Here is a 23,101-nt window from a genome sequence, read left to right as displayed (position 1 = left end):
CGTGAAACTACGGCAGGTGTCGAACTACGAGGGATCTCGTACGATGGTCATCGAAGAAGTCCCGTGACGAAGGGCGGACGCCGTGACCGAGACAGCCGCCACCGGCCGCGCGCTGCCGCACCCGGATCGTGAGCACATCCGGCTGGAATCCGTGCTGCACGCGCTGTCCGACCCGCTGCGGTTGCAGATCGTGCGTGAACTGGCCGCCAGGGAAGCGGAGTTGACCTGTTCGCAGTTCGACCTGCCGGTGACCAAGTCCACCTCCACGCACCACTTCCGGGTGCTGCGGGAGAGCGGGGTCGTCCGGCAGGTCTACCGGGGCACGGCCAAGATGAACGGCCTGCGCCGGGACGATCTAGAGAGCCTCTTCCCGGGGCTGCTCGACAGCGTCCTCGCCGCGGCCGACCGCCAGGCCGCCCGGCTCGGCGACGCCGCCCGCGTCCCGGCCGGCGGCTGAACCGCCCCTGCCCGGAAGGTGGTTGAAGAGCAGGTTCAGCACGATCGCGGACAGGCAGCCCGCGCTGATGCCGCTGTTCATCACCGTCTGGAACCAGTCCGGGAACTTCGCGTACAGCGTGGGCACGCCCACCGGCAGCGTGCCGATCGCCACCGAGACGGCCACCACGGTCAGGTTGCCGTTGCCCCGGAAGTCGACCCGGCTCAGCGTCCGCAGCCCGCTCGCCGCGACCGTCCCGAACATCACCAGCCCGGCCCCGCCGAGCACCGGCGCCGGGACCGCCGCGACCACCGCGCCCAGCTTGGGCAGCAGGCCGAGCAGCACCAGGATCCCGCCGGCCGCCGCGACCACCCAGCGGCTGCGCACCCGGGTCATCCCCACCAGGCCCACGTTCTGCGCGTACGCCGTGTACGGGAAGGTGTTGAACACCCCGCCCAGCACGGTCGACAGACCGTCCGCGCGCAGCCCGTCGGCCAGCGTGCGCGGCTCGGCCCGCCGCCCGGTCAGCTCGCCGACGGCGATCAGGTCCCCCGTGGTCTCGGTCATCGACACCAGGGCCACCACCAGCATGGACGCGATGGCGGAGGCCCGGAACTCGGGCGCCCCGAAGTGGAACGGCGTGCTGATGCCCAGCCAGTCGGCGTCGGCGACCCCGCCGAAGTCGGTGAACCCCAGCGGCACGGCGACCGCGAGCCCGGCCGCGATGCCGACGAGCACGGCGATCCGCGAGAGGAAGACGGGCGCGAACCGCTGCACCCCGAGCACCACGGCCAGTACGAAGCCCGCCAGCGCCAGGTTCCGCGGCTCGCCGAAGTCCTTCGAACCGGCGCCGCCCGCCGCCCAGTTGCCCGCGACCGGCAGCAGCGAGACCCCGATGACCAGGATCACCGTGCCGGTCACCAGCGGCGGGAAGAAGCGCAGCAGTCTGCCGAAGACCGGCGCCAGCAGCATGATCGCCAGCCCGGCGACGATCACGGAGCCGTAGATCGCGGGCAGCCCGCCGTCCGTCGTCCCGATCAGCACCATCGGCGACACGGCCGCGAACGTGCACCCCTGCATGACCGGCAGCCGCACCCCGAACCACCGGAAGCCGACACACTGGATCAGCGTGGCGATCCCGCACACCAGCAGGTCCGCGGTGATCAGATACGCCAGGTCGGCGGGTGACAGCCGCATCGCGCCGCCCACGATCAACGGCACCGCGACGGCGCCCGCGTACATGGCGAGCACATGCTGGAGCCCGAAGGCGGCCAGCTGCCGGACGGGGGGAATCTCGTCGACGGGGTGCGCGGCTGTGGTCGTGGCCATGAGGTCTGAGGTCTCCATCTGCGGCGGGCGGGGGCGGGAACCGGTCATCCGCGCCTTCGGACAGCCAGGCGGCCGGACGGCCGGACAGGAGGAGACCGTAAGCGTCTTGAACAGTTTGTTGATTTCAGGTCTGTTGCCGCTGTGTGTCCCGCCTCCCGGGCGCCCCCGCTGCGCTACGACACCTGCGGCACCCGTGCCGCCGCCAGCAGGGCGTCCCAGTCGGACAGCTTGACCACGCTCCGGCCCAGCCGCGCCCCCAGCTCGGCCTCGGCCCGCTCGATCGCCAGCCAGCCGCCCCAGGGCACCGGCTCGACGCCGATCGCCCGGAGCGCGGCGACCGGATCCGCCGGCACGTCGGCGAGGGCGAGGGCGGGGGCGTCCGCGAGCAGCGAGGTCACCGTCTCCTTGGCGCAGGGCCGGTTGGTGCCGATGACCCCGGTCGGGCCGCGCTTGATCCACCCGGCGACGTACTCGCCCGGCGCGGGCACGCCGTCGCGCAGGACGCGTCCCTCGCGATGCGGGACCGTGCCGCCGGCGGCGTCGAACGGCAGTCCCTCCAGGGGCACTCCGCGATAGCCCACCGAGCGCAGCACCAACTGCGCGGGCAGGTCCTCGTACCGGCCGGTCCCGGTCACGCCGCCCCGGTCGTCCGGCGCCGTGCGCTCGAAGCGGACGGCACCCACCCGGCCGCCGGCTTCGAGCAGCTCCACCGGGCGCAGGAAGAACCGCAGCCGGACCCGCCGGGCGGCGCCCTCGGCGGGCCGCGCCGCCCAGTCGCGCAGCACCTCCACATTGCGGCGCTGTCCGGCCGGCAGCGCGCCGGGGTCGGCCGGGTCGAGCGCCAGGTCGTCCTTGTCCACGGTCACGCCGGTGCCGGGCAGGGCGCCCAGTTCGCGCAGCTCCTTGGTGGTGAAGCGGGCCTGCGCCGGGCCGCGCCGGCCCACCATGTGCACCTCGGTGAGCCCGCTCGCCGCCAGCGCGTCCAGCGCGGCTTGCGGGATGTCCGTGCCGCGCAGCTCCGCGGCACCCCGGACCAGCATCCGGGTGACGTCCACCGCGACATTGCCCACCCCGATGACCACTGCCGACCGCACCCCGCGCAGGAAGCCGGCGTCGGCCGCGTCCGGGTGCGCGCTGTACCAGGAGACGAACTCGGTCGCCGAGAAGCTGCCCGGCAGGTCCTCGCCGGGGACCCCCAGCCGCCGGTCGCTGGCGGCGCCCACGCAGTACACCACCGCGTGGTACAGCCCCCTCAGCCGCTCCACCGGCAGACCCCCGGGACCGCCCACCCGGACCCCGCCGAGGAACCGCACCCGCTCGTGCTCCAGCACCGTCCGCAGGCTGCCCTGGAGGGACTTGATCTTCTCGTGGTCGGGTGCGACGCCGTAGCGGACCAGGCCGTAGGGGCACGGCAGCCGGTCCAGGACGTCCACCAGGACCCCCGGGTCACGCTGCACCAGGCTCTGGGCGGTGTAACACCCGCTCGGCCCGGATCCGACGACGGCGACACGCAGCACAGCGGTACTCCTTGCCCGAAGGAGGGGCGTGCGGACGCTTCCAGCATGGCACCGCGAGGCCCGGCCGGGCAGGGCCGGTGGAGTGATCCGGACGCGCAGGCGCTCGTCAGGGGCCGTGACCGTACGACCGCACCGCGTGTCCGATCACCCGGCAGCGGGCGCCGGCCCCCTCTGCGACCGGTCCCCTCGGCGACCGCCGATCCCGCTCAGGCCCGCTCCGGCCGTTCCTCCGTGGCGAAAAACCGGGACAGGTCCTCGTCCTCCGCCCTCGCGTCCGCGCTCTCGGGGGGCACGCCCATCTCCCAGTCCAGCCCGTACCGCTGGAACAGCTCGGCCCGCAGCACCGGTACGGGCATCGGCACGCCCGGCACCAGCGCCGCGTAGACCGCGCCCATCAACAGGGCCCGCAGCATCGGGTAGTCGGCCGAGACCGTCTGCGAACCGTAGCGGGCCACGGTCTCGCCGAGCAGCTCCGCCAGCCGGCGCTGCTCCGGGCACTGCACGAAGCCCTCGGCGTGGAGCAGGCCCGCCATGTGCTGGCGCATCAGCACCGGCCGGTCCCGGGCCAGGCCCAGGATCGCGTCGATGGCCCGGGCCAGCCGCTCCCGGCCGTCCTCGGTGCGCGGCTCCCGCTCCAGCGCCTCCTCCAGCGTGCGGTGCATCAGCCGGTGCACGGCGGACTGCACCAACTGGCGCTTGCCGGGGAAGTAGTACGACACCAGTCCACGTGCCGAACCGGCCCGGTCGGCGATATCGCCCAGCGTCGTGGCCTCGAACCCACGCTCGCCCACCAGTTCGACGGCGGCCTGCAACAGCCGTTCCCTGGAACGCCGCCGCAATTCTTCATTGACCGAAGCGCTGCGCGGGGACATCCTGTAACTCCTGCGTTGACTGGCTGCCAGCCAACTATACTCAACGCATCGGGCCACCCGTGTGTTCGGGCCGCCCGGAGAAGCCGTCCGTCTGGGGCGACGCGGGGGATCGTCTCAGACGGGCGGCACAGTGCGCCAGGCATCCGGCGGACACTCAAAACACCATGTCCGCGGCCCTGTCGGGGCCGTCGTGGCCGGTTTCGGCCGGTACCGCGCGCGGCCCGGACCCGGCGGACCCGACGCCGCACGGCGTCCCTGGGGATCCGGGTAACACGGCGGACGCGCCCGCCACTTCACCCCCGTCGGCCCGCCGGGGGCCCCGGCCGCTTCCGCGCCCACTCGTACACCAGCACCGCCAGCGCCACCAGCAGCGCGCCGAAGAGCCATCCGCCGAGCACGTCCGAGGCCCAGTGGACGCCCAGCCAGACCCGGGTGACACCCACTCCGGCCACCGAGACGACCGCCGCCGCCACCGCCGTACGCCACAGGGCGCGGCCCGCGCCGCGACGGCGCAGCAGCCACAGCAGCAGGCCGCAGACCACGGTCGCGGTCAGCGCGTGACCGGACGGGAAGGCCGCGTAGTGGGCGGAGTCGACGGGGTCCGGCCAGACCGGGCGGGGGCGGCCGACGGCGGCCTTCACCGACTGCTGCACGATCGTCGCCAGCGCGACGGCGCCCGCCAGCCACAGCGCGGTCCACCACGCCGCGCGGCGCCAGACCAGCCACCCGGCCGCCGCCGCGCACACCAGGCGCATGGTCAGCGGGTCCCACACCCAGTCCGTCAGCACCCGGCAGGCCCGTGTCACCGCCCGGTCGCGGACCGCCCAGCGGTGGGTGGCGCGGGCGATGTCGCCGTCCAGCGTGAGCAGCGGGTGCCAGCGCACCGCGACGAGGACCAGCAGCAGGACCGAGCAGACCCCGAGCACCAGGGCGGCCACCACGGCGGCCCGGCCCGCCGCGCGGTGCGGCGGCGGGCCGGAGGCGGCCGGCGGCGGGGACGAGGAGGAGGGCGGCGGCGGAGGGGGAGCGGTGGGACGATCGCGCATGCCGCGATCTTTGTGGATACGGCGGCCACGGCCAAGCCCGGCATGACCGGAAGCGGGCGGAGGCTCCCGGGCTCGTCGCGAACGTCCGCGGACGCGGGCACCGGTACCTCGGCGGACCCCGGTACCTCCGCGGACACCGGCACCCGCGCGAACACGTCGCCCACGACGCCGTCCTCACATCGCCAGCAGCATCGCCACCATGCCGATCCCCATCGACAGCCGGCATGCCCGGGCCAGTTCCGGGCGGTCGCCCCAGCGGTCCGGCGCGGCCCCGGCCACGGGAGCGGCGGCGGGCACCAGCCGGGCGCCGGAGAGCAGCACATAGCCGGTGAAGTAGAGCAGCAGGGCGCCGGTCAGCAAGGGTGTGCCGGTGCCGCCGTGACCGTGGTGGGCGGCGGGCGGGGCGCCGGCCATCGCCACCGCCATGTAGACCATCGCCGCGCTGCCCACCAGGTGGTGCAGATGACCGAGGCCGTCGCGCACGGCCCACAGCGCGCGCAGCGCCGCCGCGCCGAACACGGCCGCGTACACCGGCCACGCCCACCCCGGCGGCGTGAACACCGCCGCCGGCACGGCCATCGCGGCCATGCCGAAGCCCATCAGCGCCTCGCCGCCCGCGGCCCGGCGCTGCTCGGCCACGCCGCTGCGCATCCGCAGCAGGCAGTAGGCCCCGGTCGCCGCGCACAGCGCCACCAGCAGCCAGGCTGTCGACACCGGTCCGTGCATGCGCACCTCCCCGCTCGACGGTCGCTCCGGAGAAGCTCCGGACCCGTTCCCAGGGACGCCATGCCCCGGGGCGGCGGAGCGCACGCGAGCGCAAGGGGGTACGCGGGGAGCATCCGGGGGAGCACGCGCTGTCACGCCCTGACCACAGCCATTATTTTACGAGTAAAACACGTGTTAAATTGATGGTATGAGCAGTGCGACCCCCCACCGTCTTCCCCTCGCCGGAGCGCTCCGCCTCGGCCGTCCCTCCGACATCTGGTTCAAGCCCGCGCTCAGCGCGGTCGTCTCGGTCGCCCCGCCCAACCTGACGCTGCTCGCGCTCGGCAGGCTCGATCTCGCCATGTACACGATGGCCGGTTCGCTGTGCGCGCTCTACGGCCACAACCGGCCCTACCCGGCCCGCGCCCGCACCCTGGCCCGGGTCGTGCTCGGCATGGTCGGCGGCCTCGCAGTGGCCCTGCTCGCCTCGGCGCTGACCACGAACGCCGTGGTCCTCGTCACCGTCGGCGCCGTCCTCGCGGCGGTCCAGAAGACGGTCTGCGACGCCACCCGGGTCGGACCGCCGGGCAATGTGGTCCTCACCTTCATCAGTTCCGCCTCGCTCTTCGTCCCGCAGACCCCCGGCCGGCTGCCCGGGCACATCGGACTGGCCCTGGCCGCCGGTGCCTGGGCCTGGCTGGTCTGCATGGCACCCGGGCTGCTGCGCCCGCACGGCCCCGAGCGCCGGGCCACCGCCCAGGCCCTGAACGCCGCCGCCGCGTACGCCGGCACCCGCGGCACCGGCGACGGCCACGCCCGGGCCCGCGCCGCCTGCGCCGCCGCGATCCACGCCGCCTGGCAGTCGCTGCTCGCCGCCGGCGCCCGCCCCGACGGCACCCGGCGCGCCCTCGAACACCTCCTGGTCCGCGCCGAGGTCGCCCTCGCCGCGCCCGCCGACACCGACCCCGAGCGGCTGCGTTCCTGGGCCCGTGCCCTGCGCGGCACCGGCCGGGTCCCGCGCGTCGTGCCGTCGGGCGGCGACGCCGACGAACTCCTCGGCGTGGCCGCCGAACAGCCCCTGCCGCCCCGTTCCCTGCGGCACCGCCTCGCCCCCCTCGCCCCGCTGGCCGTACGCACCGCGCTCGGCTGCGCCCTCGCCGGGTACGCCGCCCTCGCCCTCGGCGTCGGCCGCCCCTACTGGGCGCTGGTCACCGCCGCGTCCCTCTACCAGGTCAACGTCACCCTCACCTGGAGCCGGGCCGTCCAGCGGGTCGTCGGCAACCTCGTCGGCGTCCTCGTCTTCGCCGCCCTCGCCCCGCTCACCCATCTGCACCCCGCCGCCCTGGTGCTGGTCTCGCTCGCCCTCAACTTCGGCGCCGAGGCGCTGATCGGCCGCAACTACTGGCTGGGCAGCGTCTGCGTCACCCCGATGGCGCTGCTCATCACCGAGTTCGCGCGCAGCCAGGACACGGCCGACCTGATCACCGACCGGGTCGTGGACACCCTCATCGGCGCGCTGGTCGGCTTCGCCGCCGCCGTCGCCGTCACCAACCGGCGCGCCGGCGCCCGTCTGGAGCACGCGCTGACCGCCGCCGAGCGCGCCCGCGAGCACGCCGCCCGCCTGCTCGCCGAGCCGCACCCGCGGCCGCGCGCCCTGGAGTCCGCCCGCCGCACCCTGGCCGCCGCCCTGGTCGACCTGCGCGCCACGGCCGACGCCGCCGCCGGCGAGTGGTGGCAGCGCGCCCTGCCCGAGGACCGGGTGGTGCTCACCGAACAGGCCGGACACCGTACGCTCGCGGCGACGGTACGGCGCCAGGGGCTCGTACCGCAGGACCGGGACGAGGACCCGGGCCGGGCGCCGGGCGGCGACCGGGACCCGGACAGGACGACGGAGGACACACGGCCATGACGGCGACGAACGGCGGACCGACGCCCGGAAGCGACGCGACCGGAGCCCGGCCCGGGGCCGGTCCCGGGCCCGCGCGCGGCGACACCGTCTCGGCCGTCGTCCGCCAGTGGCAGGCCGTCCACCCCGAGCTGGACACCGGGCCGATGGAGATCATCGGCCGGATCAACCGCTGCGCGGCCCTGCTCCAGCAGGCCGAGGACGCCCCGCTGCGCCGGGCCGGTCTGAGCCGCGCCGAGTTCGACCTGCTCGGCGCGCTGCGCCGCACCGGCCACGAACTGACCCCGGGGGAGCTGGCCCGGGAGACCTTCTCCTCCGGGGCCGCCGTGACCAAGCGGCTCAAGCAGCTGACCGAGCGCGGCCTGGTCGAACGGCGCGGCGACACCCGCGACCGGCGGGTGGCCCACGTCCGGCTCACCGACGCGGGACGCGGCCTGGTCGACGGCATCCTGCCCGACCAACTCGCCTACGAGACGGCCGTACTGTCCGTCCTGCCCCCGGGGGACCAGGCCGGACTGGCCGGACTGCTGGCCGAGCTGCTCGGCCGCCTGGAGGGCCGGATGGGCGCGCTGCGGGCCTGACCGGGCCGGACGTTCACAGGACGTCGTGCACGGTACGGCGGTAGGTGGAGCGGCGGTCGACGATGTCCGGCCAGCGGTCGCCGTACACATTGCGGGTGATGGGCGCCTCCCGCAGGAAGTCGTGCGGGAAGCCCAGCGGGACCGCGCTCACCTCGTCCAGGCGGGCGCGCGCGTCCGCGTCCAGCCGGACCCCGGTGCACGCCAGGTTGTCCGCGAGCTGCTCGGGCCGGGTGGCCGAGACGATCGGTACGACGTTCCCGGGCCGGCCCAGCAGCCAGGCCAGGGCCACCTGTGCCGGGCTCCAGCCGCCCGCCCCGGCGATCTCCACGACCGCGTCGACGACGTCCTCCTCCCACGCCTCGGGCCGCACGTCCAGCGTGTCCAGCCGCCCCGTCCCGCCGCGCCGGTACTTCCCGGTGAGCCGGCCCGCGGCCAGCGGCGCCCAGGCGAACACGGCGAGGTCGAACGCCCTGGCCTGCGGCAGCAGTTCCCGCTCCGGGGTGCGCTCCAGCAGGCTGTAGCGCAGCTGCGAGCCCGCGAAACACGTCCAGCCGCGCAGCTCGGCCAGGGTGTTGGCCTGCGCGATCTCCCAGGCCGGCCAGTCCGACACGCCCACGTAGAGCACCTTGCCCGCGCGGACGACGTCGTCCAGGGCGCGCATCACCTCCTCCACCGGCGTGAAGTTGTCCCGGGCGTGCACCCACAGCACGTCGAGCCGGTCGGTGCGCAGCCGGCGCAGGCTGTCCTCGACCGACCGGACGAGGTTCCCGCGGTGGTTGCCCGCCGCGTTGGGATCGCCGTCGCGGGTGCCGCAGGTGTACTTGCTCGCCAGCACGAACCGGTCGCGGCGCCCGGCGAGCAGCTCGCCGAGGATCCGCTCGGCGCTGCCGGAGGTGTAGTTGTTCGCGGTGTCCACGAAGTTGCCGCCCGCGTCGGCGTAGACGTCGAGGATCCGGGCGCTGGTGTCCTTGTCGGCGCCCCACCCCCAGTCCTCCCCGAAGGTCATGGTGCCCAGCGCCAGCTCGCTGACGCGCAGCCCGGTCCGCCCGAACAGCGTGTACCGCATGTGTGTCTCTCCCTCGTCGCAGGTGTGCGAGCGACCTCGCAGGTGGTGCGGGCGACGCTAGGAGCTGGAGTGCTCTCGAAGGCAAACACCCGCCGGACGCACGGCCGCAGGCCCGCGAACGTGCCCGGTCAAGGCCGCAGCCGCCCCCGGGCGCGTTCGCGGGGCGGACCTCAGATCCCGGGCCGGTACCGCAGGGGATGGTCCGCCGGGATCTCCACCAGGACGATCGGCGTGCCGTCCGGGTCGTTGATCCACATCTCCACCAGGCCCCAGGGCTCCTTCACCGGGGGCCGTACGATCTCCACGCCCCGCGCCCGCAGCTCCTCGCACGCGGCCGTCGCGTCCTCGACCTGCAACCACAGCCGCAGCGCGGGCGAGGGCGGGTCGTCGGACCGGCCGGACAGCTCCAGGAAACCGCCGCCGAGGAAGTAGACCGTGCCGCGCTCGGGGCCGGTCCCGAACTCGCGGTAGACGGACAGACCCAGCTGTTCGCCGTAGAAGGCACGGGAGCGTTCGGGATCGGAGGGCCGGAGCAGGGTCCGGCTGCTGAGTACATGCACCATGCAGCAGGGTTACCCTCTTCCGTGCCCCGGCCACGCCCGAGATCGGAGACCACCGTCATGGACAGCCCCGCCACCGGACTCACCTTCCGCGACGCCACCGACGCCGACGTGGACGCCCTCGTCGCGCTCGTGGAGTCGGCGTACCGGGGGGACAGCAGCCGGGCCGGGTGGACCACCGAGGCGGACATCCTCGACGGGCAGCGGACCGACCCCGAGGGCGTGCTGGCGGTGATCAAGTCGCCGGACAGCCGGCTGCTCACCGTGGAGCTTGAGGGCCGGATCGTCGCCTGCTGCCAGCTGGAGCACCGCGGCAACCACGCCTACTTCGGGATGTTCGCGGTGAGCCCCACACTGCAGGGCTCAGGGGTCGGCAAGGCCGTCCTGGCGGAGGCCGAGCGCCGGTGCCGGCGGACCTGGGGCGTCGGCGAGATGCACATGACGGTGATCTCCGTGCGCGAGGACCTGATCGCCTGGTACGAACGCCGCGGCTACCGCCGTACGGGACGGACGTCCCCGTTCCCGTACGGCGACGAGCGCTTCGGCATCCCGCTCCGCGCCGACCTGGAGTTCGAGCTGCTGGTCAAGAAGCTCGGGTGAGGGAGCGACCGCCGCTTCCCGGCCCGGCCGCCGTCGGCTACGCCGTGAACCGGCCCGTGCGCTTGATCTCCGGGTAGTCGGTCGTCGCCCCGTCCAGCTCCAGGGCGCGGACCAGTCGCAGGTGCTCCTGGGTGTTGACCACCCAGCCGAGGATCCGCAGCCCGGACGCGCGCGCGTGCTCGACGATCTCCAGGGTGAGCCGGCGGATGTTCAGGCACACGGTCGCGGCGCCCGCGGCGACGGCGCGGTCCACCACCTCGGTGCCATAGCGGCTCGCCACCAGCGCCGTACGCACCCCCGGCACCAGCCGCGCGATCTCGGTGATCGCCTCGTCGTGGAACGAGGACACCTCCACCCGCGCGGTCAGGTCCCGCGCGCGCATCACCTCCGCCAGTGCCCGGGCCGCCGCCACATCCTTGATCTCGGCCTGCAGCGGCGCGCGCACCGCCTCCAGCACCTCCTCGAACACCGGCACCCGCTCCCCGCGCCCCGCGTCCAGGGCGCGCAGCTCCGCGAGGGTCTTCTCGGCGATCGGCCCGGAGCCGTCGGTGGTGCGGTCCACCTCCGCGTCGTGCATGACGACCAGGGCGCCGTCCTTGCTCAGGTGCAGATCGAGTTCGATCAGGTCCAGGCCGGCCCGCTGCGCGGCGACGAAGGAACGGAGGGTGTTCTCGGGCTCGACGCCCATGACCCCGCGATGACCGATGGTAAGGAAGTTCAAGGTTCAACTCGCTTCCGTCGACGGCGGCTCGGCGACGCGCGGACCGACGGACCCGTGCCGGACGTCGTCGTCCACGCGGCAAGGCCGCAGCCTAATGGCCTGGCCGTGCGATGGACCCGCGGCTGCGCCGGGCATTCGGGAGCCGGGACAGGCGCCAGTTGGCCGGTATCCGCCTTGGCCGTCACCCGTCGGTGGGCGCGCCTCGCGCACCCTTGACCACCGGGTGCGCCGTCGCGCCGGGGAGTGCGCGCCGTTGGTGAAAGTGAGCGCCGTCACGGTTTACGGCAGGAAAAACATCGGTGACCAAGGGGTCGGACAGAATAATTTCCCGCTCCCGCTCTTGCTGACTGAAACAGGGTACGCATACGGTGTCCATACGCGAGGTTCTCCCGTGGAGGATGGGACATGACGGAAATTCTTGTGCAGGCAAGCGCGGAGGAACGGGTTCCTTCGCCGACCAGGGTGGTCGAGCACCCGGCCTGGGCCGTGCTCAAGGATGCCGTGGAGCGGATCCGGCCATGGCAGTCGAAGGACGGATCGATCGACTTCGACGCCGAGGGTGCCCCGCGGCGGGCCGACGCCGTGGCGGCCGTCGAGCGCGTCGCCGACGCGGTCGAGCGGCTCTCCCCGCTGGTCCCGCACGACGCCGCCTACCACCAGGCCCTCGTGACGGACCTGCGCCGCTGGGCCGAGGGCGGCTTCGGGGTCCCGGACTTCCTGGACTCGCTGCTGGCCTTCCAGCCCGCCGCCCACCGGGTGGACGGCCTCCAGCACCTGGTCGTCTTCCCGATGTACACCCAGAACGGCAACCCGGACCGCAATCTGGAGGCGGTCGTGCTGCGCATGGTCTGGCCGGACTGGCTGGCCGAGCTGGAGCGCACCCGGTACGACAACCCGCTCTTCTGCGGCATCACCTTCGAGGACTTCACCTCGGGCTACGACACCAACTCCGCCGTCCTCTTCCCGGAGACCATCGCCGTCCGGGAAGCGCCGGAACGTTTCTCCTGGGGTGGCATCTTCTGCGACCGCGAGGCCGCCCGGTTCCGCCGCGTCACCGACGCCGCCGTGGACATCCTGGGCTTGGAGCTGCCCGAGGACATCGCCGCCATGGTGCACGACCAGAAGCGCTGCGAAGAGGCATTCGTGCTCTGGGACATGGTCCACGACCGCACCCACAGCCACGGCGACCTGCCGTTCGACCCGTTCATGATCAAGCAGCGCCAGCCGTTCTGGATGTACGGCCTGGAGGAGCTGCGCTGCGACCTCACCGCCTTCAAGGAGGCCGTGAAGCTCCAGGCGGACGGCGTCCCGCAGGCCCGTGACGTGCAGTACGCGGTGCTCTTCGACCGCATGTTCCGCTTCCCCGTCACCGGTGACCGCAACCGCAACTACGACGGCCTCGGCGGCCAGCTGCTCTTCGCCTACCTGCACAAGCACGACGTCATCCGGTGGACCGACAACAAGCTCTCCATCGACTGGGAGCGCGCCCCGCGGGTCACCAACCAGCTGTGCGCCGAGATCGAGAAGCTCTACCGGGACGGCATCGACCGCCCCAAGCTGGTGCACTGGTTCGCCGGCTACGAGCTGGTCTCCACCTACCTCGCCCCGCACCCCGGCTCCAAGTGGGCCAAGGGCCCCGACGCCCTGGACCTGACCCAGCCGCCGCGCAAGCTGGTGGACGACGTGCTGCCGGACGAGTTTCCGCTGAGCATGTTCTATGAGGCGCTGGCGAAGAAGCTGAAGAATGTGATCGCCTCCACCAAGGGCATCACGGCGGACGGCGCCGAGCGGATCGCCGCGTGAGCGACCGCGTCCACAACACTGTTCAAGAGGGGAAGAACGTGGCGAACAACGGGTCTCTCAGTGGTGCGGTGATCGCGGTGGCCGGCGCGGGCGGCCCCGCCGGGCACGCGGCACTGGTCCGGCTCGCCGAGGCGGGCGCGGTCGTCGTGGGTGCCGACAACAACCCCGAACGCCTCGCGGAGGCCGTCGACGCGGCGCGCTACGCCCGCGGCGGCGCCACCGTCACGGGCGAGACCGTCGACCTGCTCGACCTGGAGGACACCCGGGCCTGGGCCGCGCGCATCGAGAAGGACCACGGCCGGATCGACGGCCTGGTCCACCTCGTCGGCGGCTGGCGCGGCAGCGCCACCTTCGCCGACACCGACCTCGCCGACTGGGAGCTGCTGGAGAAGCTGCTCGTCCGCACCGTCCAGCACACCTCCCTCGCCTTCTTCGACGCCCTCCAGCGCAGCGACCGCGGCCGGTACCTGCTCATCAGCGCGGCCGGCGCCACCAAGCCGACGGCGGGCAACGCGGCGTACTCCGCGGCCAAGGCCGCCGCCGAGGCATGGACGCTCGCCATGGCCGACGGCTTCCGCAAGGCCGGGGGCGAGCAGGGGCCGCGTTCGGCGGCTGCCATCCTGGTGGTGAAGGCGCTGGTGCACGACGCGATGCGCGCCGAACGCCCCAACGCGAAGTTCGCGGGCTTCACGGACGTCAAGGACCTGGCCGAGGCCGTCGAGGGCGTCTGGAGCAAGCCCGCCGCAGAAGTGAACGGAAACCGTCTGTGGCTGACCGAGAAGCCGTGAACCCACCCAAGACCGACGCGCGTCGCCATCACGACCCGCAGGTCCGCGGTTTCGCCAGTGACAACTACGCCGGAGCCCATCCCGAGGTGCTGGCCGCCCTGGCCCTGGCCAACGGCGGCCACCAGGTGGCGTACGGCGAGGACGACTACACCGAGCACCTCCAGGGGATCGTGCGCAGTCACTTCGGCGCCACCGCGGAGGCCTTCCCGGTCTTCAACGGCACCGGCGCCAACGTGGTCGCGCTCCAGGCGGTCACCGACCGCTGGGGCGCGGTGATCTGCGCCGAGAGCGCGCACATCAACGTCGACGAGGGCGGCGCCCCCGAGCGCATGGGCGGGCTGAAGCTGCTCACCGTGCCCACGCCCGACGGCAAGCTCACCCCGGAGCTGATCGACCGGCAGGCCTGGGGCTTCGAGGACGAGCACCGGGCCATGCCGCAGGTCGTGTCGATCACCCAGTCCACCGAACTGGGCACCCTCTACACGCCCGAGGAGATCCGCGCGATCTGCGAGCACGCCCACGCGCACGGGATGAAGGTGCACCTGGACGGCTCCCGGATAGCCAACGCCGCCGCCTCCCTGGACGTGCCCATGCGGACGTTCACCAACGCGGTCGGCGTGGACATCCTCTCGCTGGGCGGGACGAAGAACGGCGCGCTGTTCGGCGAGGCCGTCGTCGTCATCAACCAGGACGCGGTGCGGCAGATGAAGCACCTGCGGAAGATGTCCATGCAGCTGGCCTCCAAGATGCGGTTCGTGTCCGTGCAGTTGGAGGCACTGCTCGCCAAGGACCTGTGGCTGCGCAACGCCCGGCACGCCAACGAGATGGCCCAGCGGCTCGCCGAGGGCGTGCGCGCGGTGCACGGGGTGGAGATCCTCTACCCGGTGCAGGCCAACGGCGTCTTCGCCAGGCTCCCGCACGACGTGAGTGAGCGGCTGCAGAAGCGGTTCCGGTTCTACTTCTGGGACGAGGCCGCCGGGGTGGTGCGCTGGATGTGCTCCTTCGACACCACGGAGGACGACGTCGACACGTTCGTGGCCGCCCTGAAGGAGGAAATGGCCCGCTGACCCCCAGTGCTGCATAGTTATGCGATCACCTGGAAAGTCATTGACTCCTGGGTGATCGCGTTCCTATGCTCTGCGGGCATGGAGCTGATCCAGAACACAGCCGACCTGTCCGCGTACCTCGCCGCGGACGAGGTCATCGACCACCATCACCCACTGGTCCGGGAGACCGCCGCACGCCTCGCGGCCGACGCCGCCGACTCGTATGAATATGCGCGGGCCGCGTATGAGTTCGTCCGCGACACCATCCCGCACTCCGTGGACTCCGGCGACCCGCGCGTCACCTGGCGCGCTTCTGACGTACTGGCCCTGGGCACCGGCATCTGCCACGCCAAGTCCCACGCCCTGGCCGCCCTGCTGCGGGCCGAGGACATCCCGACGGCCCTGTGCTACCAGCGCCTGACCGACGACGCCGGCGGCCATCTGCTCCACGGCCTGGTCGCCGTACGCTTCCACGGCGCCTGGCACCGTCAGGACCCCCGGGGCAACAAGCCGGGAGTGGACGCGCGGTTCTCCCTGTCCGGCGAACGGCTGGCCTGGACCCCGGACCCCGCGGCCGGTGAGACGGACTACCCGGGCCTGTACGCCGCCCCGCACCCGGCGGTCCTCACCGCCCTGCGAACGGCTCCCGACCGCCCGGCCCTGTGGAAGACCCTCCCGGCGGCTCTCTGACATCTCGTCGCGTCGCCGAAGGGGCGCGGGGAACCGCGCGACCGGCCGCGAACGACCCGCGCTCGGGAGGTGGTCGTGCCTGGGCGGCGGGTGGTCCGCAGACCTGGCCAGTCCTGGCGGCATCCTCGGTGCCGGCGCGGCCAGAGGGGGTGCGGGGACTGCGTGACGGGCCGCGAGTGATCCGTACTCGGGAGGTGGCCGTGCCTGGAGGGCGAGTGGTGCGCATGACCCGGTCGGCCCTGGCAGCGTCCCCGGTTCCGATGCGCCCGGAGGGGGCGCGGAGGGCCGCGTGACCGGCCGCGAACGACCCGCACCCGGGAGGCGGCCATACCTCGACGGCGGGTGGTCCGCACAGACCGAGCCCGGCCGGGGCAACGCATCCGAGTGCCCGGAAACGGCCGGGCGCCGCGGGCGTTACGCCTGGACCGCCCGCAACTCCTCCGCCGTGGGCGCCGTACCGCCGAGGTGGGAGGGCAGCCACCAGGAGTCGTCCGGGCCCTTGGGGCGGCCCGGGTAGGCACGCTGCGCGGCCTCCAGCAGTTCCTGGACGCGTTCGCGCAGCCGGCGAGTGATGGCGCCGGCGTACTGGTCGCGGGGGGCCTCCACCGCCTCGCCGACCCGGACGGTGACGGGCAGGTGGCTGCGCTTGAAGTTGCGCGGCTGCCCCTTCGTCCACAGCCGCTGCGTGCCCCACACCGCCATCGGGACCAGCGGCACGCCCGCCTCCTGGGCCAGCCGGGCCGCGCCCGACTTGAAGCTCTTCAGCGTGAAGGACTGCGAGATCGTCGCCTCCGGGAACAGCCCGATGACCTCGCCGGAGCGCAGCGCGTCCAGCGCGTGCGCGTACGCCTTCTCGCCCTGCCCGCGGTCCACCGGGATGTGCTTCATGCCGCGCATGAGGGGCCCGGAGATCCGGTGCCGGAAGACGGAATCCTTCGCCATGAAGCGCACCAGCCGCTTCTGCGGCAGGGCGGCCAGACCGTTGAAGATGAAGTCCAGATAGCTGATGTGATTGCTCACCAGCACGGCGCCGCCCGAGCGCGGGATGTTCTCCGACCCCCGGCAGTCGATCTTCAGATCCCAGACCTTGAACGCCGTCTTGGCGATACCGATGACGGGACGGTAGACCAGCTCTGCCATGGGCGGGGTGTGCCCTTTCTGCTCTGCTCGGGAAAGGGGGCTCCCGGCGGGAAGGTTACGCAGCCGTAGGTTTACGGCGTCTCGCAGATCGTGCCCGAAGAACGTACGGGTGGCCAGTTCTGGTGCCCCCCTAACGCGAGATCCTCGTCACGTCGGCCTACATCCCACCTCGGATCTTTGGGTCCCCTTTACCTTCCCCGGGGATGCCGCCGGGAATCTTCGCGGCCCCGGGACCGGTTGTATTGACGACGACCGGACCGGCGGTGCGCCCCTGACGTGCCCGCCGCGACGAGCCGCGCCGGCGGCGGAACGGGAGAGTGCGGGTGGGCGGGCGCGACGACGGCAGGCGCATCGGTGCGGCCGAACTCGGCGCGGTGCTGGGGGAGCGGGCCACGCTGGTGCAGTTCTCCAGCGCCTTCTGTGCGCCCTGCCGGGCCACCCGCCGGGTCCTCGGCGAGGTCGCCGGGCTGGTCCCGGGCGTGACCCACGTCGAGATCGACGCGGAGGCCCACCTGGACCTCGTACGCGCGCTGGAGATCGTGAAGACGCCCACCGTCCTGGTCCTCGACGCCGGCGGGCGGGTGGTGCGGCGCGCCACCGGACAGCCCCGCAAGGCCGACGTCATAGCGGCCCTGGGAGAAGCGGTATGAGCGGGTCCCGGCGCGCGGTGCGCCGTCTTCCGGATCGCGGAAGCCGCTTGACGGTACGCCTCGCCGGTCGCCAACCTGACCGCATGCCGACAGAACTCCTTCTCTACGGGCGGGTCCACATCGACCTGGCCCGCACCGCGAGCGCGGGGTGTCCGGGCCGTTGAGCACCCGCGGACCCGCTCGTGACCCCCGGCAGAAGGACAACTCCATGACGGCCACTCCCGAACTCGGCACCCCCCGGACCGCCTCCCCGGACCTGCTGCGCTCCGCCTTCCGCCGGCACGCCGCCGGTGTGGCGGTGATCACCGCGCGCGGCGCCTCGGGCCCGGTCGGCTTCACCGCCACCTCCCTCACCTCCGTCTCCGCCGAACCCCCGCTCGTCTCCTTCGGCATCGGCACGGGCGCCTCCAGCTGGCCCGCGATCGCCGAGACGGACCACGTCGGCGTGCACATACTCGGCGAGCACCAGAGCGACCTGGCCGCCACCTTCGCGCGCAGCGGCGCCGACCGCTTCGGCGCGCCCACCGCCTGGCGGGAGGGGCCGCAGGGGGTGCCGGTGCTGGACGACGTGCTGGCCTGGCTGGTGTGCCGGATCGTCGGGCGGGTCCCGGCCGGCGACCACCGGATCGTGCTCGCCGAGGTCGTGCTCGGCGACCCCTCGGGCGACGGCCGCCCGCTCCTCTATCACCAGGGCCGCTTCAACGGTCTGCGGGATTGATCACTCCGGGCTCCGCTGCGCGCCCGTCGAGTTCCGGTTACGCTGCGTTGCGAAGGTCACAGTTCAAAGCGCTTGCTTAGCGGGCAGGAACTGGGTGTACTGACGAGTAATATCTCGTTCGGAGCGCGCGGACGCCCCGACCGGGATCGGCCGCTTGAGGCGCCTATGCTGCCTGCAAGAGGCAGCCCGAAATGACGATGCAGTAGGAGAGCCGGCGTGAGCTTGAGGATCGTTGTCACTGTGAAGTACGTGCCCGACGCCACTGGCGACCGGCACTTCGCCGATGACCTGACCGTCGACCGCGACGACGTGGACGGTCTGCTCTCCGAGCTGGACGAGTACGCGGTCGAGCAGGCCCTCCAGATCAAGGAGGAGGCGGACGACGCCGAGGTCACCGTTCTGACGGTGGGCCCCGAGGACGCCAAGGACGCGCTCCGCAAGGCCCTGTCCATGGGTGCGGACAAGGCCATTCACGTCGAGGACGACGACCTGCACGGCACCGACGCCATCGGCACCTCCCTGGTGCTGGCCAAGGCCATCGAGAAGGCCGGTTACGACCTGGTCATCTCCGGCATGGCCTCCACCGACGGCACCATGGGCATCGTCCCGGCGCTGGTCGCCGAGCGCCTGGGCGTCCCGCAGGTCACCCTGCTGTCCGAGGTCTCCGTCGAGGACGGCACGGTCACGGGCCGCCGCGACGGTGACGCCGCCTCCGAGCAGCTCCAGGCGCAGCTCCCGGCGGTCGTCTCCGTGACCGACCAGTCCGGCGAGGCCCGCTACCCCTCCTTCAAGGGCATCATGGCGGCCAAGAAGAAGCCGGTGGAGTCCTGGGACCTGTCCGACCTCGACATCGAGGCCGAGGAGGTCGGCCTGGACGGCGCCTTCACCAAGGTCGAGTCCGCGACCGAGCGTCCGGCCCGCACGGCCGGCACCATCGTCAAGGACGAGGGCGAGGGCGGCAAGCAGCTCGCTGAGTTCCTCGCGGCCCAGAAGTTCATCTAAGGGCCCGACCCGCTGACCGCCCCTCAACTTCGTTACGCAGGAGAGCAATCCCATGGCTGAAGTCCTCGTCTACGTCGACCACGTGGACGGTGCCGTCCGCAAGCCCACCCTGGAGCTGCTGACCCTGGCCCGCCGCCTGGGCGAGCCCGTCGCCGTCGCGCTGGGCAACGGCGCCGCCGACACCGCCGCCACGCTCGCCGAGCACGGCGCGGTCAAGGTGCTCACCCACGACGCCGCCGACTACGCCGAGTACCTGGTCGTGCCGAAGGTGGACGCCCTCCAGGCCGCCTACGAGGCCGTCTCCCCGGCCGCCGTGCTGGTCCCGTCCTCCGCCGAGGGCAAGGAGATCGCCGCCCGCCTGGCGCTGCGCATCGGCTCGGGCATCATCACCGACGCCGTCGACCTGGAGGCCGGCGAGGAGGGCCCGGTGGCCACCCAGTCGGTGTTCGCCGCGTCCTTCACCACCAAGTCCCGTGTCGTCAAGGGCACCCCGGTCATCACGGTCAAGCCGAACAGCGCCGCCGTCGAGGCCGCCCCGGCCGTCGGCGCGGTCGAGGCCCTGTCGGTGACCTTCTCCGACAAGGCGACCGGCACGAAGATCACCGGCCGTACGCCGCGTGAGTCCACGGGCCGCCCGGAGCTGACCGAGGCCGCGATCGTGGTCTCCGGCGGCCGCGGTGTGAACGGCGCGGAGAACTTCGCGATCATCGAGGCCCTCGCCGACCAGCTGGGCGCGGCCGTCGGTGCCTCGCGCGCCGCCGTCGACGCCGGCTGGTACCCGCACACCAACCAGGTCGGCCAGACCGGCAAGAGCGTGTCGCCGCAGCTGTACATCGCCAACGGCATCTCCGGCGCGATCCAGCACCGCGCCGGCATGCAGACCTCGAAGACGATCGTGGCCGTCAACAAGGACGAGGAGGCCCCGATCTTCGAGCTGGCCGACTACGGCGTGGTCGGCGACCTGTTCGACGTCGTGCCGCAGCTGACCGAGGAGATCAAGGCCCGCAAGGGCTGATCCCCGCATCAGCCGGCCGAGGCCCCCGTGACCGCACCGACGGTCACGGGGGCCTCGCCTCATCCCAGCGTCAGCGAAGCCTGCACCGGCAGATGGTCGCTCGGGTACTGCCCGTGCGCCGAGAAGGCGTTGATCCGGGCCTCGTGCGCCGTCACACCGGGGGTGGCGAGGATCCAGTCGATGCGATCGCCCCCCGGCGTCGGCGGCCGGTAGCCGTGGAAGGTGCCGTACAGCTCGCTCCGCTCGGCCGCCGTGTCCCAGGTGTCGGCCAGACCCGCGCCCAGCATCGTGTCGTAGACCGGGTTCTTGTGGGCGGCCACGTTGAAGTCGCCGGTGACGACGAGCGGGAGCGAGGTGCCCAGTGCGGCGATGCGCCGGGCGATCAGGGCGGCGGCACGCGCGCGTGCGTACTGGCTGTGGTTGTCGAGGTGGGTGTTCAGCAGGTGGAACTCCCGGTCGCCGGAGCGCAGGTCCCGGAACCGGACCCGGGTCACCATGCGGACGGAACCGCCGCCCCAGGTGTTGGACCCGATCACGTCCGGCGTGTCGGAGAGCCAGAAGTGGTCGTACTCCTCGGGGGCGAGCCGGCGCGTGTCGTAGAAGACGGCCATGAACTCGTCGCGGCTGCCGCCCGCGCGCCCGGTGCCGATCCAGTCGTACGCCGTCCCGAGGTCGGCCTCGATGTCCCGTAACTGCTGGTAGAGGCCCTCCTGGGTGCCGATGACATGCGGGCGCTCGCGGTGCAGCAGGGCGCGCGTCACGGGGCGGCGGGCGGCCCAGCTGTGCGGCTCGGCGGTGCTCGCGTAGCGGAGGTTGAACGACATCACACGCAGGGGGGCGTGGCGGTCCGTGCCCGCCCTGGCGGGGCCCGCGGAGAGTGCTGTACTGGACAGGGGCAGGGGAATCGCGGCGGCCAGCGCGGCCTTCAGGCCCCTGCGGCGCGTGACTCGGGTGTGGCTCGGCACGGGTGCTCCTCCTGCTGCGGCTTCGGGGCGGCTCGTCGCCGACGGGCCGGCGCGGTCGAAGGGGTGCGGCTCCGGCACGGTGCCAGAGAGAGGTGACCGTGTCGAGAGCGTGGAGTGGAGTGCACACGATGTGGTGTTGACCAGTGGGAAGGTTGCCAGATAACTTCGCTATACGGATTGTTGATTCCATAAAGCGGAAAACTGGAGGGTGTGGGATGGGTCAGCAGGAGAAGGTGGCGACGAGCCTCGCGGGCGCCGTCAGCGAGGAGATCAGCGCTTCCCTCGCACCGGTCGACGCGGAGCTGGAGCGCCGCTATCCCGGGGACCCGGGCACCCGCCAGCCCGTCCACACCGTGTACGTCCCCGGCGACGCCTTCGCCGCGGACACCATCCGCTCCTGGGGCGACCAGGCGCTCGCGGCGCTCGACGAACACGCCCCGGACGCCGCCTCCTTCGCGGCCGTCCTCGGCCTGTCCGACGAGCTGGCCGAGCCGGTCTACTCCCGGGTGCGGGCCAAGCTGGAGCGCGAGCCCATCGAGGACCTGCGCGTCGACTTCGAGGACGGCTACGGCCCCCGCCCCGACGCGGAGGAGGACGCGACGGCCGCCCGCGCCGCCCGCCTGATCGCCGAGGCGTACCGGGACGGCACCGCCGCGCCCTACATGGGCATCCGCATGAAGTGCATGGAGGCCGCCGTACGGGACCGGGGCATCCGCACCCTCGACGTCTTCCTCACCGGTCTGATGGAGGCCGGCGGCCTGCCCGACGGCCTGGTCCTCACCCTGCCCAAGGTGACCTACCCCGAGCAGGTCGGCGCCTTCGCCCGGCTGCTGGAGGCATTCGAGAAGGCGCACGGCCTGGACGCCGGGCGCCTGGGCTTCGAGATCCAGATCGAGACCAGCCAGTCCATCCTGGCCACCGACGGCACCGCCGCGGTCGCCCGCATGATCCAGGCCGCCGAGGGCCGCGCCACCGGGCTGCACTACGGCACCTTCGACTACAGCGCCTGCCTCGGCGTCTCCGCCGCCTACCAGGCCAGCGACCACCCGGCCGCCGACCACGCCAAGGCCGTCATGCAGGTGGCCGCGGCCGGCACCGGCGTCCGTGTCTCGGACGGCTCCACCAACGTCCTGCCCGTCGGCCCGACGGCGAAAGTCCACGACGCCTGGCGCCTCCACTACGGCCTGACCCGGCGGGCGCTGGCCCGCGCCTACTACCAGGGCTGGGACATGCACCCCGGGCACATCCCCACCCGCTACGCCGCCGTCTTCGCCTTCTACCGCGAGGGCTTCGAGCAGGCCGCGGCCCGCCTTTCCCGCTACGCCAACCGGGCCGGCGGCGACGTCATGGACGAGCCCGCCACCGCCAAGGCGCTCAGCGGCTATCTGCTGCGCGGCCTGGACTGCGGCGCCCTGGACATCGCCGAGGTGGCCCGCCTCACCGGCCTCACCCGCGCCGACCTGGAATCCTTCGCGTCCCCCCGCCGCGGCGACCTGACGGCGTCCGCGAAGTAACGTCGGCCTGTCGGCCTGTCGGCCTGTCGGCCTGTCGGCCTGTCGGCCTGTCGGCCTGTCGGCCTGTCGGCGCCCCGGCGTTCCGGCGTCCCGGCCTCCGGCGGCTCCGGGGGCTGCGGGGGCCGGGGCCGAGGGGGCCGGTGACACGAGCGGTATGAGTCGCCGTCCGGCACGAGGGCCGGCCACCGCCGGCTCGCTCCGCCCGTTCGCCAGGGGACTCCCGCGCCCTCCCGCGGACCCGCCGCGCCGGAGGGGGTCCCGTGTCCGCCGTCGGCAAGGGCGGCGGCGGACACGGCCGGCGGATCCGGTGGGGCCGGTGGGTCCGCGGTCGCTCCGGCCGGTGTCGTAAGTCCCCGGCGCCGGTCGGCCGGCGCTCCCGTGGCCTGGCCGCGCCGCGACTGCTCCGTCCCGGCCCCGCGTCGTACGGTCGT

At 73.1% G+C, this 23,101-nt stretch carries 23 protein-coding genes; 13 read left to right on the top strand and 10 right to left on the bottom strand.

From position 1 onward, the window contains the following. Nucleotides 1-82 precede the first annotated feature (82 nt). The gene (locus tag IE251_RS20220; protein WP_189754397.1) at nt 83-457 is read left to right on the top strand and encodes an ArsR/SmtB family transcription factor; all 375 of its coding nucleotides are present in this window, start codon (nt 83-85) and stop codon (nt 455-457) included. Here the strand turns inward: IE251_RS20220 and IE251_RS20215 are convergent. The 5 genes from IE251_RS20215 to IE251_RS20195 form a co-directional block, all read right to left on the bottom strand. Next, the gene (locus IE251_RS20215) at nt 356-1,765 is read right to left on the bottom strand and encodes a nucleobase:cation symporter-2 family protein (RefSeq protein ID WP_189754396.1); all 1,410 of its coding nucleotides are present in this window, start codon (nt 1,763-1,765) and stop codon (nt 356-358) included. The two genes, IE251_RS20220 and IE251_RS20215, sit on opposite strands and share 102 nt — an antisense overlap. A gap of 173 nt (nt 1,766-1,938) precedes the next feature. Beyond that, on the bottom strand, nt 1,939-3,282 hold the full coding sequence (locus IE251_RS20210) for an FAD-dependent oxidoreductase (RefSeq protein WP_189754395.1): 1,344 nt from the start codon (nt 3,280-3,282) through the stop codon (nt 1,939-1,941). Nucleotides 3,283-3,488: 206 nt separating this feature from the next. After that, a complete protein-coding gene (locus tag IE251_RS20205; protein WP_189754394.1) occupies nt 3,489-4,154 on the bottom strand; it encodes a TetR/AcrR family transcriptional regulator in 666 nt (221 codons plus the stop codon). A 293-nt stretch (nt 4,155-4,447) separates the two neighbouring features. After that, nucleotides 4,448-5,200 (bottom strand): phosphatase PAP2 family protein, encoded by a 753-nt coding sequence (locus tag IE251_RS20200; RefSeq protein ID WP_189754393.1) that lies wholly within the window; start codon nt 5,198-5,200, stop codon nt 4,448-4,450. A 174-nt stretch (nt 5,201-5,374) separates the two neighbouring features. Further along, on the bottom strand, nt 5,375-5,926 hold the full coding sequence (locus IE251_RS20195) for a DUF5134 domain-containing protein (RefSeq protein ID WP_189754392.1): 552 nt from the start codon (nt 5,924-5,926) through the stop codon (nt 5,375-5,377). 187 nt (nt 5,927-6,113) lie between these two features. Here IE251_RS20195 and IE251_RS20190 point away from each other — a divergent pair, with 187 nt between their 5' ends. Both IE251_RS20190 and IE251_RS20185 read left to right on the top strand, forming a co-directional pair. Then, nucleotides 6,114-7,814 (top strand): FUSC family protein, encoded by a 1,701-nt coding sequence (locus IE251_RS20190; protein ID WP_189754391.1) that lies wholly within the window; start codon nt 6,114-6,116, stop codon nt 7,812-7,814. Then, nucleotides 7,811-8,392: a MarR family winged helix-turn-helix transcriptional regulator gene (locus IE251_RS20185; protein WP_189754390.1), complete on the top strand. Its 582-nt coding sequence runs from the start codon at nt 7,811-7,813 to the stop codon at nt 8,390-8,392. Before IE251_RS20190 ends, IE251_RS20185 begins: the two co-directional genes overlap by 4 nt. Nucleotides 8,393-8,405: 13 nt before the next feature. On the opposite strand, the gene IE251_RS20180 is transcribed toward IE251_RS20185, so the two are convergent. Further along, complete coding sequence (locus tag IE251_RS20180; protein ID WP_189754389.1) at nt 8,406-9,458, bottom strand: aldo/keto reductase; 1,053 nt, start codon at nt 9,456-9,458, stop codon at nt 8,406-8,408. Nucleotides 9,459-9,628: 170 nt separating this feature from the next. Further along, on the bottom strand, nt 9,629-10,021 hold the full coding sequence (locus IE251_RS20175; protein ID WP_189754388.1) for a VOC family protein: 393 nt from the start codon (nt 10,019-10,021) through the stop codon (nt 9,629-9,631). A 57-nt stretch (nt 10,022-10,078) separates the two neighbouring features. Between IE251_RS20175 and IE251_RS20170 the strand changes: the two genes are divergently transcribed. Further along, complete coding sequence (locus IE251_RS20170; RefSeq protein ID WP_189754387.1) at nt 10,079-10,618, top strand: GNAT family N-acetyltransferase; 540 nt, start codon at nt 10,079-10,081, stop codon at nt 10,616-10,618. A 37-nt stretch (nt 10,619-10,655) separates the two neighbouring features. Here the strand turns inward: IE251_RS20170 and IE251_RS20165 are convergent, their stop codons facing one another. Continuing rightward, entirely contained in the window at nt 10,656-11,339 is a 684-nt protein-coding gene (locus IE251_RS20165; RefSeq protein ID WP_030604187.1) for a glycerophosphodiester phosphodiesterase, read from the bottom strand. 405 nt (nt 11,340-11,744) lie between these two features. Between IE251_RS20165 and IE251_RS20160 the strand changes: the two genes are divergently transcribed. The 4 genes from IE251_RS20160 (at nt 11,745) to IE251_RS20145 (ending at nt 15,666) form a co-directional block, all read left to right on the top strand. After that, complete coding sequence (locus tag IE251_RS20160) at nt 11,745-13,142, top strand: DUF6421 family protein (RefSeq protein WP_189754386.1); 1,398 nt, start codon at nt 11,745-11,747, stop codon at nt 13,140-13,142. Further along, the gene (locus tag IE251_RS20155) at nt 13,139-13,930 is read left to right on the top strand and encodes an SDR family NAD(P)-dependent oxidoreductase (protein ID WP_189754385.1); all 792 of its coding nucleotides are present in this window, start codon (nt 13,139-13,141) and stop codon (nt 13,928-13,930) included. Before IE251_RS20160 ends, IE251_RS20155 begins: the two co-directional genes overlap by 4 nt. Next, a complete protein-coding gene (locus IE251_RS20150) occupies nt 13,927-14,997 on the top strand; it encodes a threonine aldolase family protein (RefSeq protein WP_189754384.1) in 1,071 nt (356 codons plus the stop codon). Before IE251_RS20155 ends, IE251_RS20150 begins: the two co-directional genes overlap by 4 nt. Nucleotides 14,998-15,075: 78 nt before the next feature. Next, on the top strand, nt 15,076-15,666 hold the full coding sequence (locus tag IE251_RS20145; protein ID WP_189754383.1) for a transglutaminase-like domain-containing protein: 591 nt from the start codon (nt 15,076-15,078) through the stop codon (nt 15,664-15,666). Between the two features lie 414 nt (nt 15,667-16,080). Here the strand turns inward: IE251_RS20145 and IE251_RS20140 are convergent, their stop codons facing one another. Continuing rightward, entirely contained in the window at nt 16,081-16,806 is a 726-nt protein-coding gene (locus IE251_RS20140; RefSeq protein ID WP_189754382.1) for a lysophospholipid acyltransferase family protein, read from the bottom strand. 317 nt (nt 16,807-17,123) lie between these two features. Between IE251_RS20140 and IE251_RS20135 the strand changes: the two genes are divergently transcribed. From IE251_RS20135 to IE251_RS20120, 4 genes are all read left to right on the top strand, one after another. Beyond that, the gene (locus IE251_RS20135; RefSeq protein WP_189754381.1) at nt 17,124-17,456 is read left to right on the top strand and encodes a thioredoxin family protein; all 333 of its coding nucleotides are present in this window, start codon (nt 17,124-17,126) and stop codon (nt 17,454-17,456) included. Between the two features lie 208 nt (nt 17,457-17,664). Then, nucleotides 17,665-18,174 (top strand): flavin reductase family protein, encoded by a 510-nt coding sequence (locus IE251_RS20130; protein WP_189754380.1) that lies wholly within the window; start codon nt 17,665-17,667, stop codon nt 18,172-18,174. 216 nt (nt 18,175-18,390) lie between these two features. Beyond that, the gene (locus IE251_RS20125) at nt 18,391-19,176 is read left to right on the top strand and encodes an electron transfer flavoprotein subunit beta/FixA family protein (RefSeq protein ID WP_189754379.1); all 786 of its coding nucleotides are present in this window, start codon (nt 18,391-18,393) and stop codon (nt 19,174-19,176) included. A 52-nt stretch (nt 19,177-19,228) separates the two neighbouring features. Next, on the top strand, nt 19,229-20,191 hold the full coding sequence (locus IE251_RS20120; RefSeq protein WP_189754378.1) for an electron transfer flavoprotein subunit alpha/FixB family protein: 963 nt from the start codon (nt 19,229-19,231) through the stop codon (nt 20,189-20,191). A 59-nt stretch (nt 20,192-20,250) separates the two neighbouring features. On the opposite strand, the gene IE251_RS20115 is transcribed toward IE251_RS20120, so the two are convergent. Beyond that, a complete protein-coding gene (locus tag IE251_RS20115) occupies nt 20,251-21,156 on the bottom strand; it encodes an endonuclease/exonuclease/phosphatase family protein (protein ID WP_189754377.1) in 906 nt (301 codons plus the stop codon). A 215-nt stretch (nt 21,157-21,371) separates the two neighbouring features. Here IE251_RS20115 and IE251_RS20110 point away from each other — a divergent pair, with 215 nt between their 5' ends. Then, the gene (locus tag IE251_RS20110) at nt 21,372-22,670 is read left to right on the top strand and encodes a DUF6986 family protein (protein ID WP_189754376.1); all 1,299 of its coding nucleotides are present in this window, start codon (nt 21,372-21,374) and stop codon (nt 22,668-22,670) included. Nucleotides 22,671-23,101: the final 431 nt, after the last annotated feature.

The sequence above is a fragment of the Streptomyces eurythermus genome (assembly GCF_014649115.1).
Lineage (GTDB): Bacteria > Actinomycetota > Actinomycetes > Streptomycetales > Streptomycetaceae > Streptomyces > Streptomyces eurythermus.
This window is presented reverse-complemented; position numbering and strand designations above follow the sequence as displayed.

Coding starts and splice junctions, on each gene's coding strand:
- IE251_RS20190 (WP_189754391.1), top strand. CDS start 6,114: ATGAGCAGTGCGACCCCCCACCGTCTTCCCCTCGCCGGAGCGCTCCGC.
- IE251_RS20140 (WP_189754382.1), bottom strand. CDS start 16,806: ATGGCAGAGCTGGTCTACCGTCCCGTCATCGGTATCGCCAAGACGGCG.
- IE251_RS20200 (WP_189754393.1), bottom strand. CDS start 5,200: ATGCGCGATCGTCCCACCGCTCCCCCTCCGCCGCCGCCCTCCTCCTCG.
- IE251_RS20215 (WP_189754396.1), bottom strand. CDS start 1,765: ATGGCCACGACCACAGCCGCGCACCCCGTCGACGAGATTCCCCCCGTC.
- IE251_RS20195 (WP_189754392.1), bottom strand. CDS start 5,926: ATGCACGGACCGGTGTCGACAGCCTGGCTGCTGGTGGCGCTGTGCGCG.
- IE251_RS20205 (WP_189754394.1), bottom strand. CDS start 4,154: ATGTCCCCGCGCAGCGCTTCGGTCAATGAAGAATTGCGGCGGCGTTCC.
- IE251_RS20180 (WP_189754389.1), bottom strand. CDS start 9,458: ATGCGGTACACGCTGTTCGGGCGGACCGGGCTGCGCGTCAGCGAGCTG.
- IE251_RS20160 (WP_189754386.1), top strand. CDS start 11,745: ATGACGGAAATTCTTGTGCAGGCAAGCGCGGAGGAACGGGTTCCTTCG.
- IE251_RS20175 (WP_189754388.1), bottom strand. CDS start 10,021: ATGGTGCATGTACTCAGCAGCCGGACCCTGCTCCGGCCCTCCGATCCC.
- IE251_RS20130 (WP_189754380.1), top strand. CDS start 17,665: ATGACGGCCACTCCCGAACTCGGCACCCCCCGGACCGCCTCCCCGGAC.
- IE251_RS20145 (WP_189754383.1), top strand. CDS start 15,076: ATGGAGCTGATCCAGAACACAGCCGACCTGTCCGCGTACCTCGCCGCG.
- IE251_RS20185 (WP_189754390.1), top strand. CDS start 7,811: ATGACGGCGACGAACGGCGGACCGACGCCCGGAAGCGACGCGACCGGA.
- IE251_RS20170 (WP_189754387.1), top strand. CDS start 10,079: ATGGACAGCCCCGCCACCGGACTCACCTTCCGCGACGCCACCGACGCC.
- IE251_RS20110 (WP_189754376.1), top strand. CDS start 21,372: ATGGGTCAGCAGGAGAAGGTGGCGACGAGCCTCGCGGGCGCCGTCAGC.
- IE251_RS20120 (WP_189754378.1), top strand. CDS start 19,229: ATGGCTGAAGTCCTCGTCTACGTCGACCACGTGGACGGTGCCGTCCGC.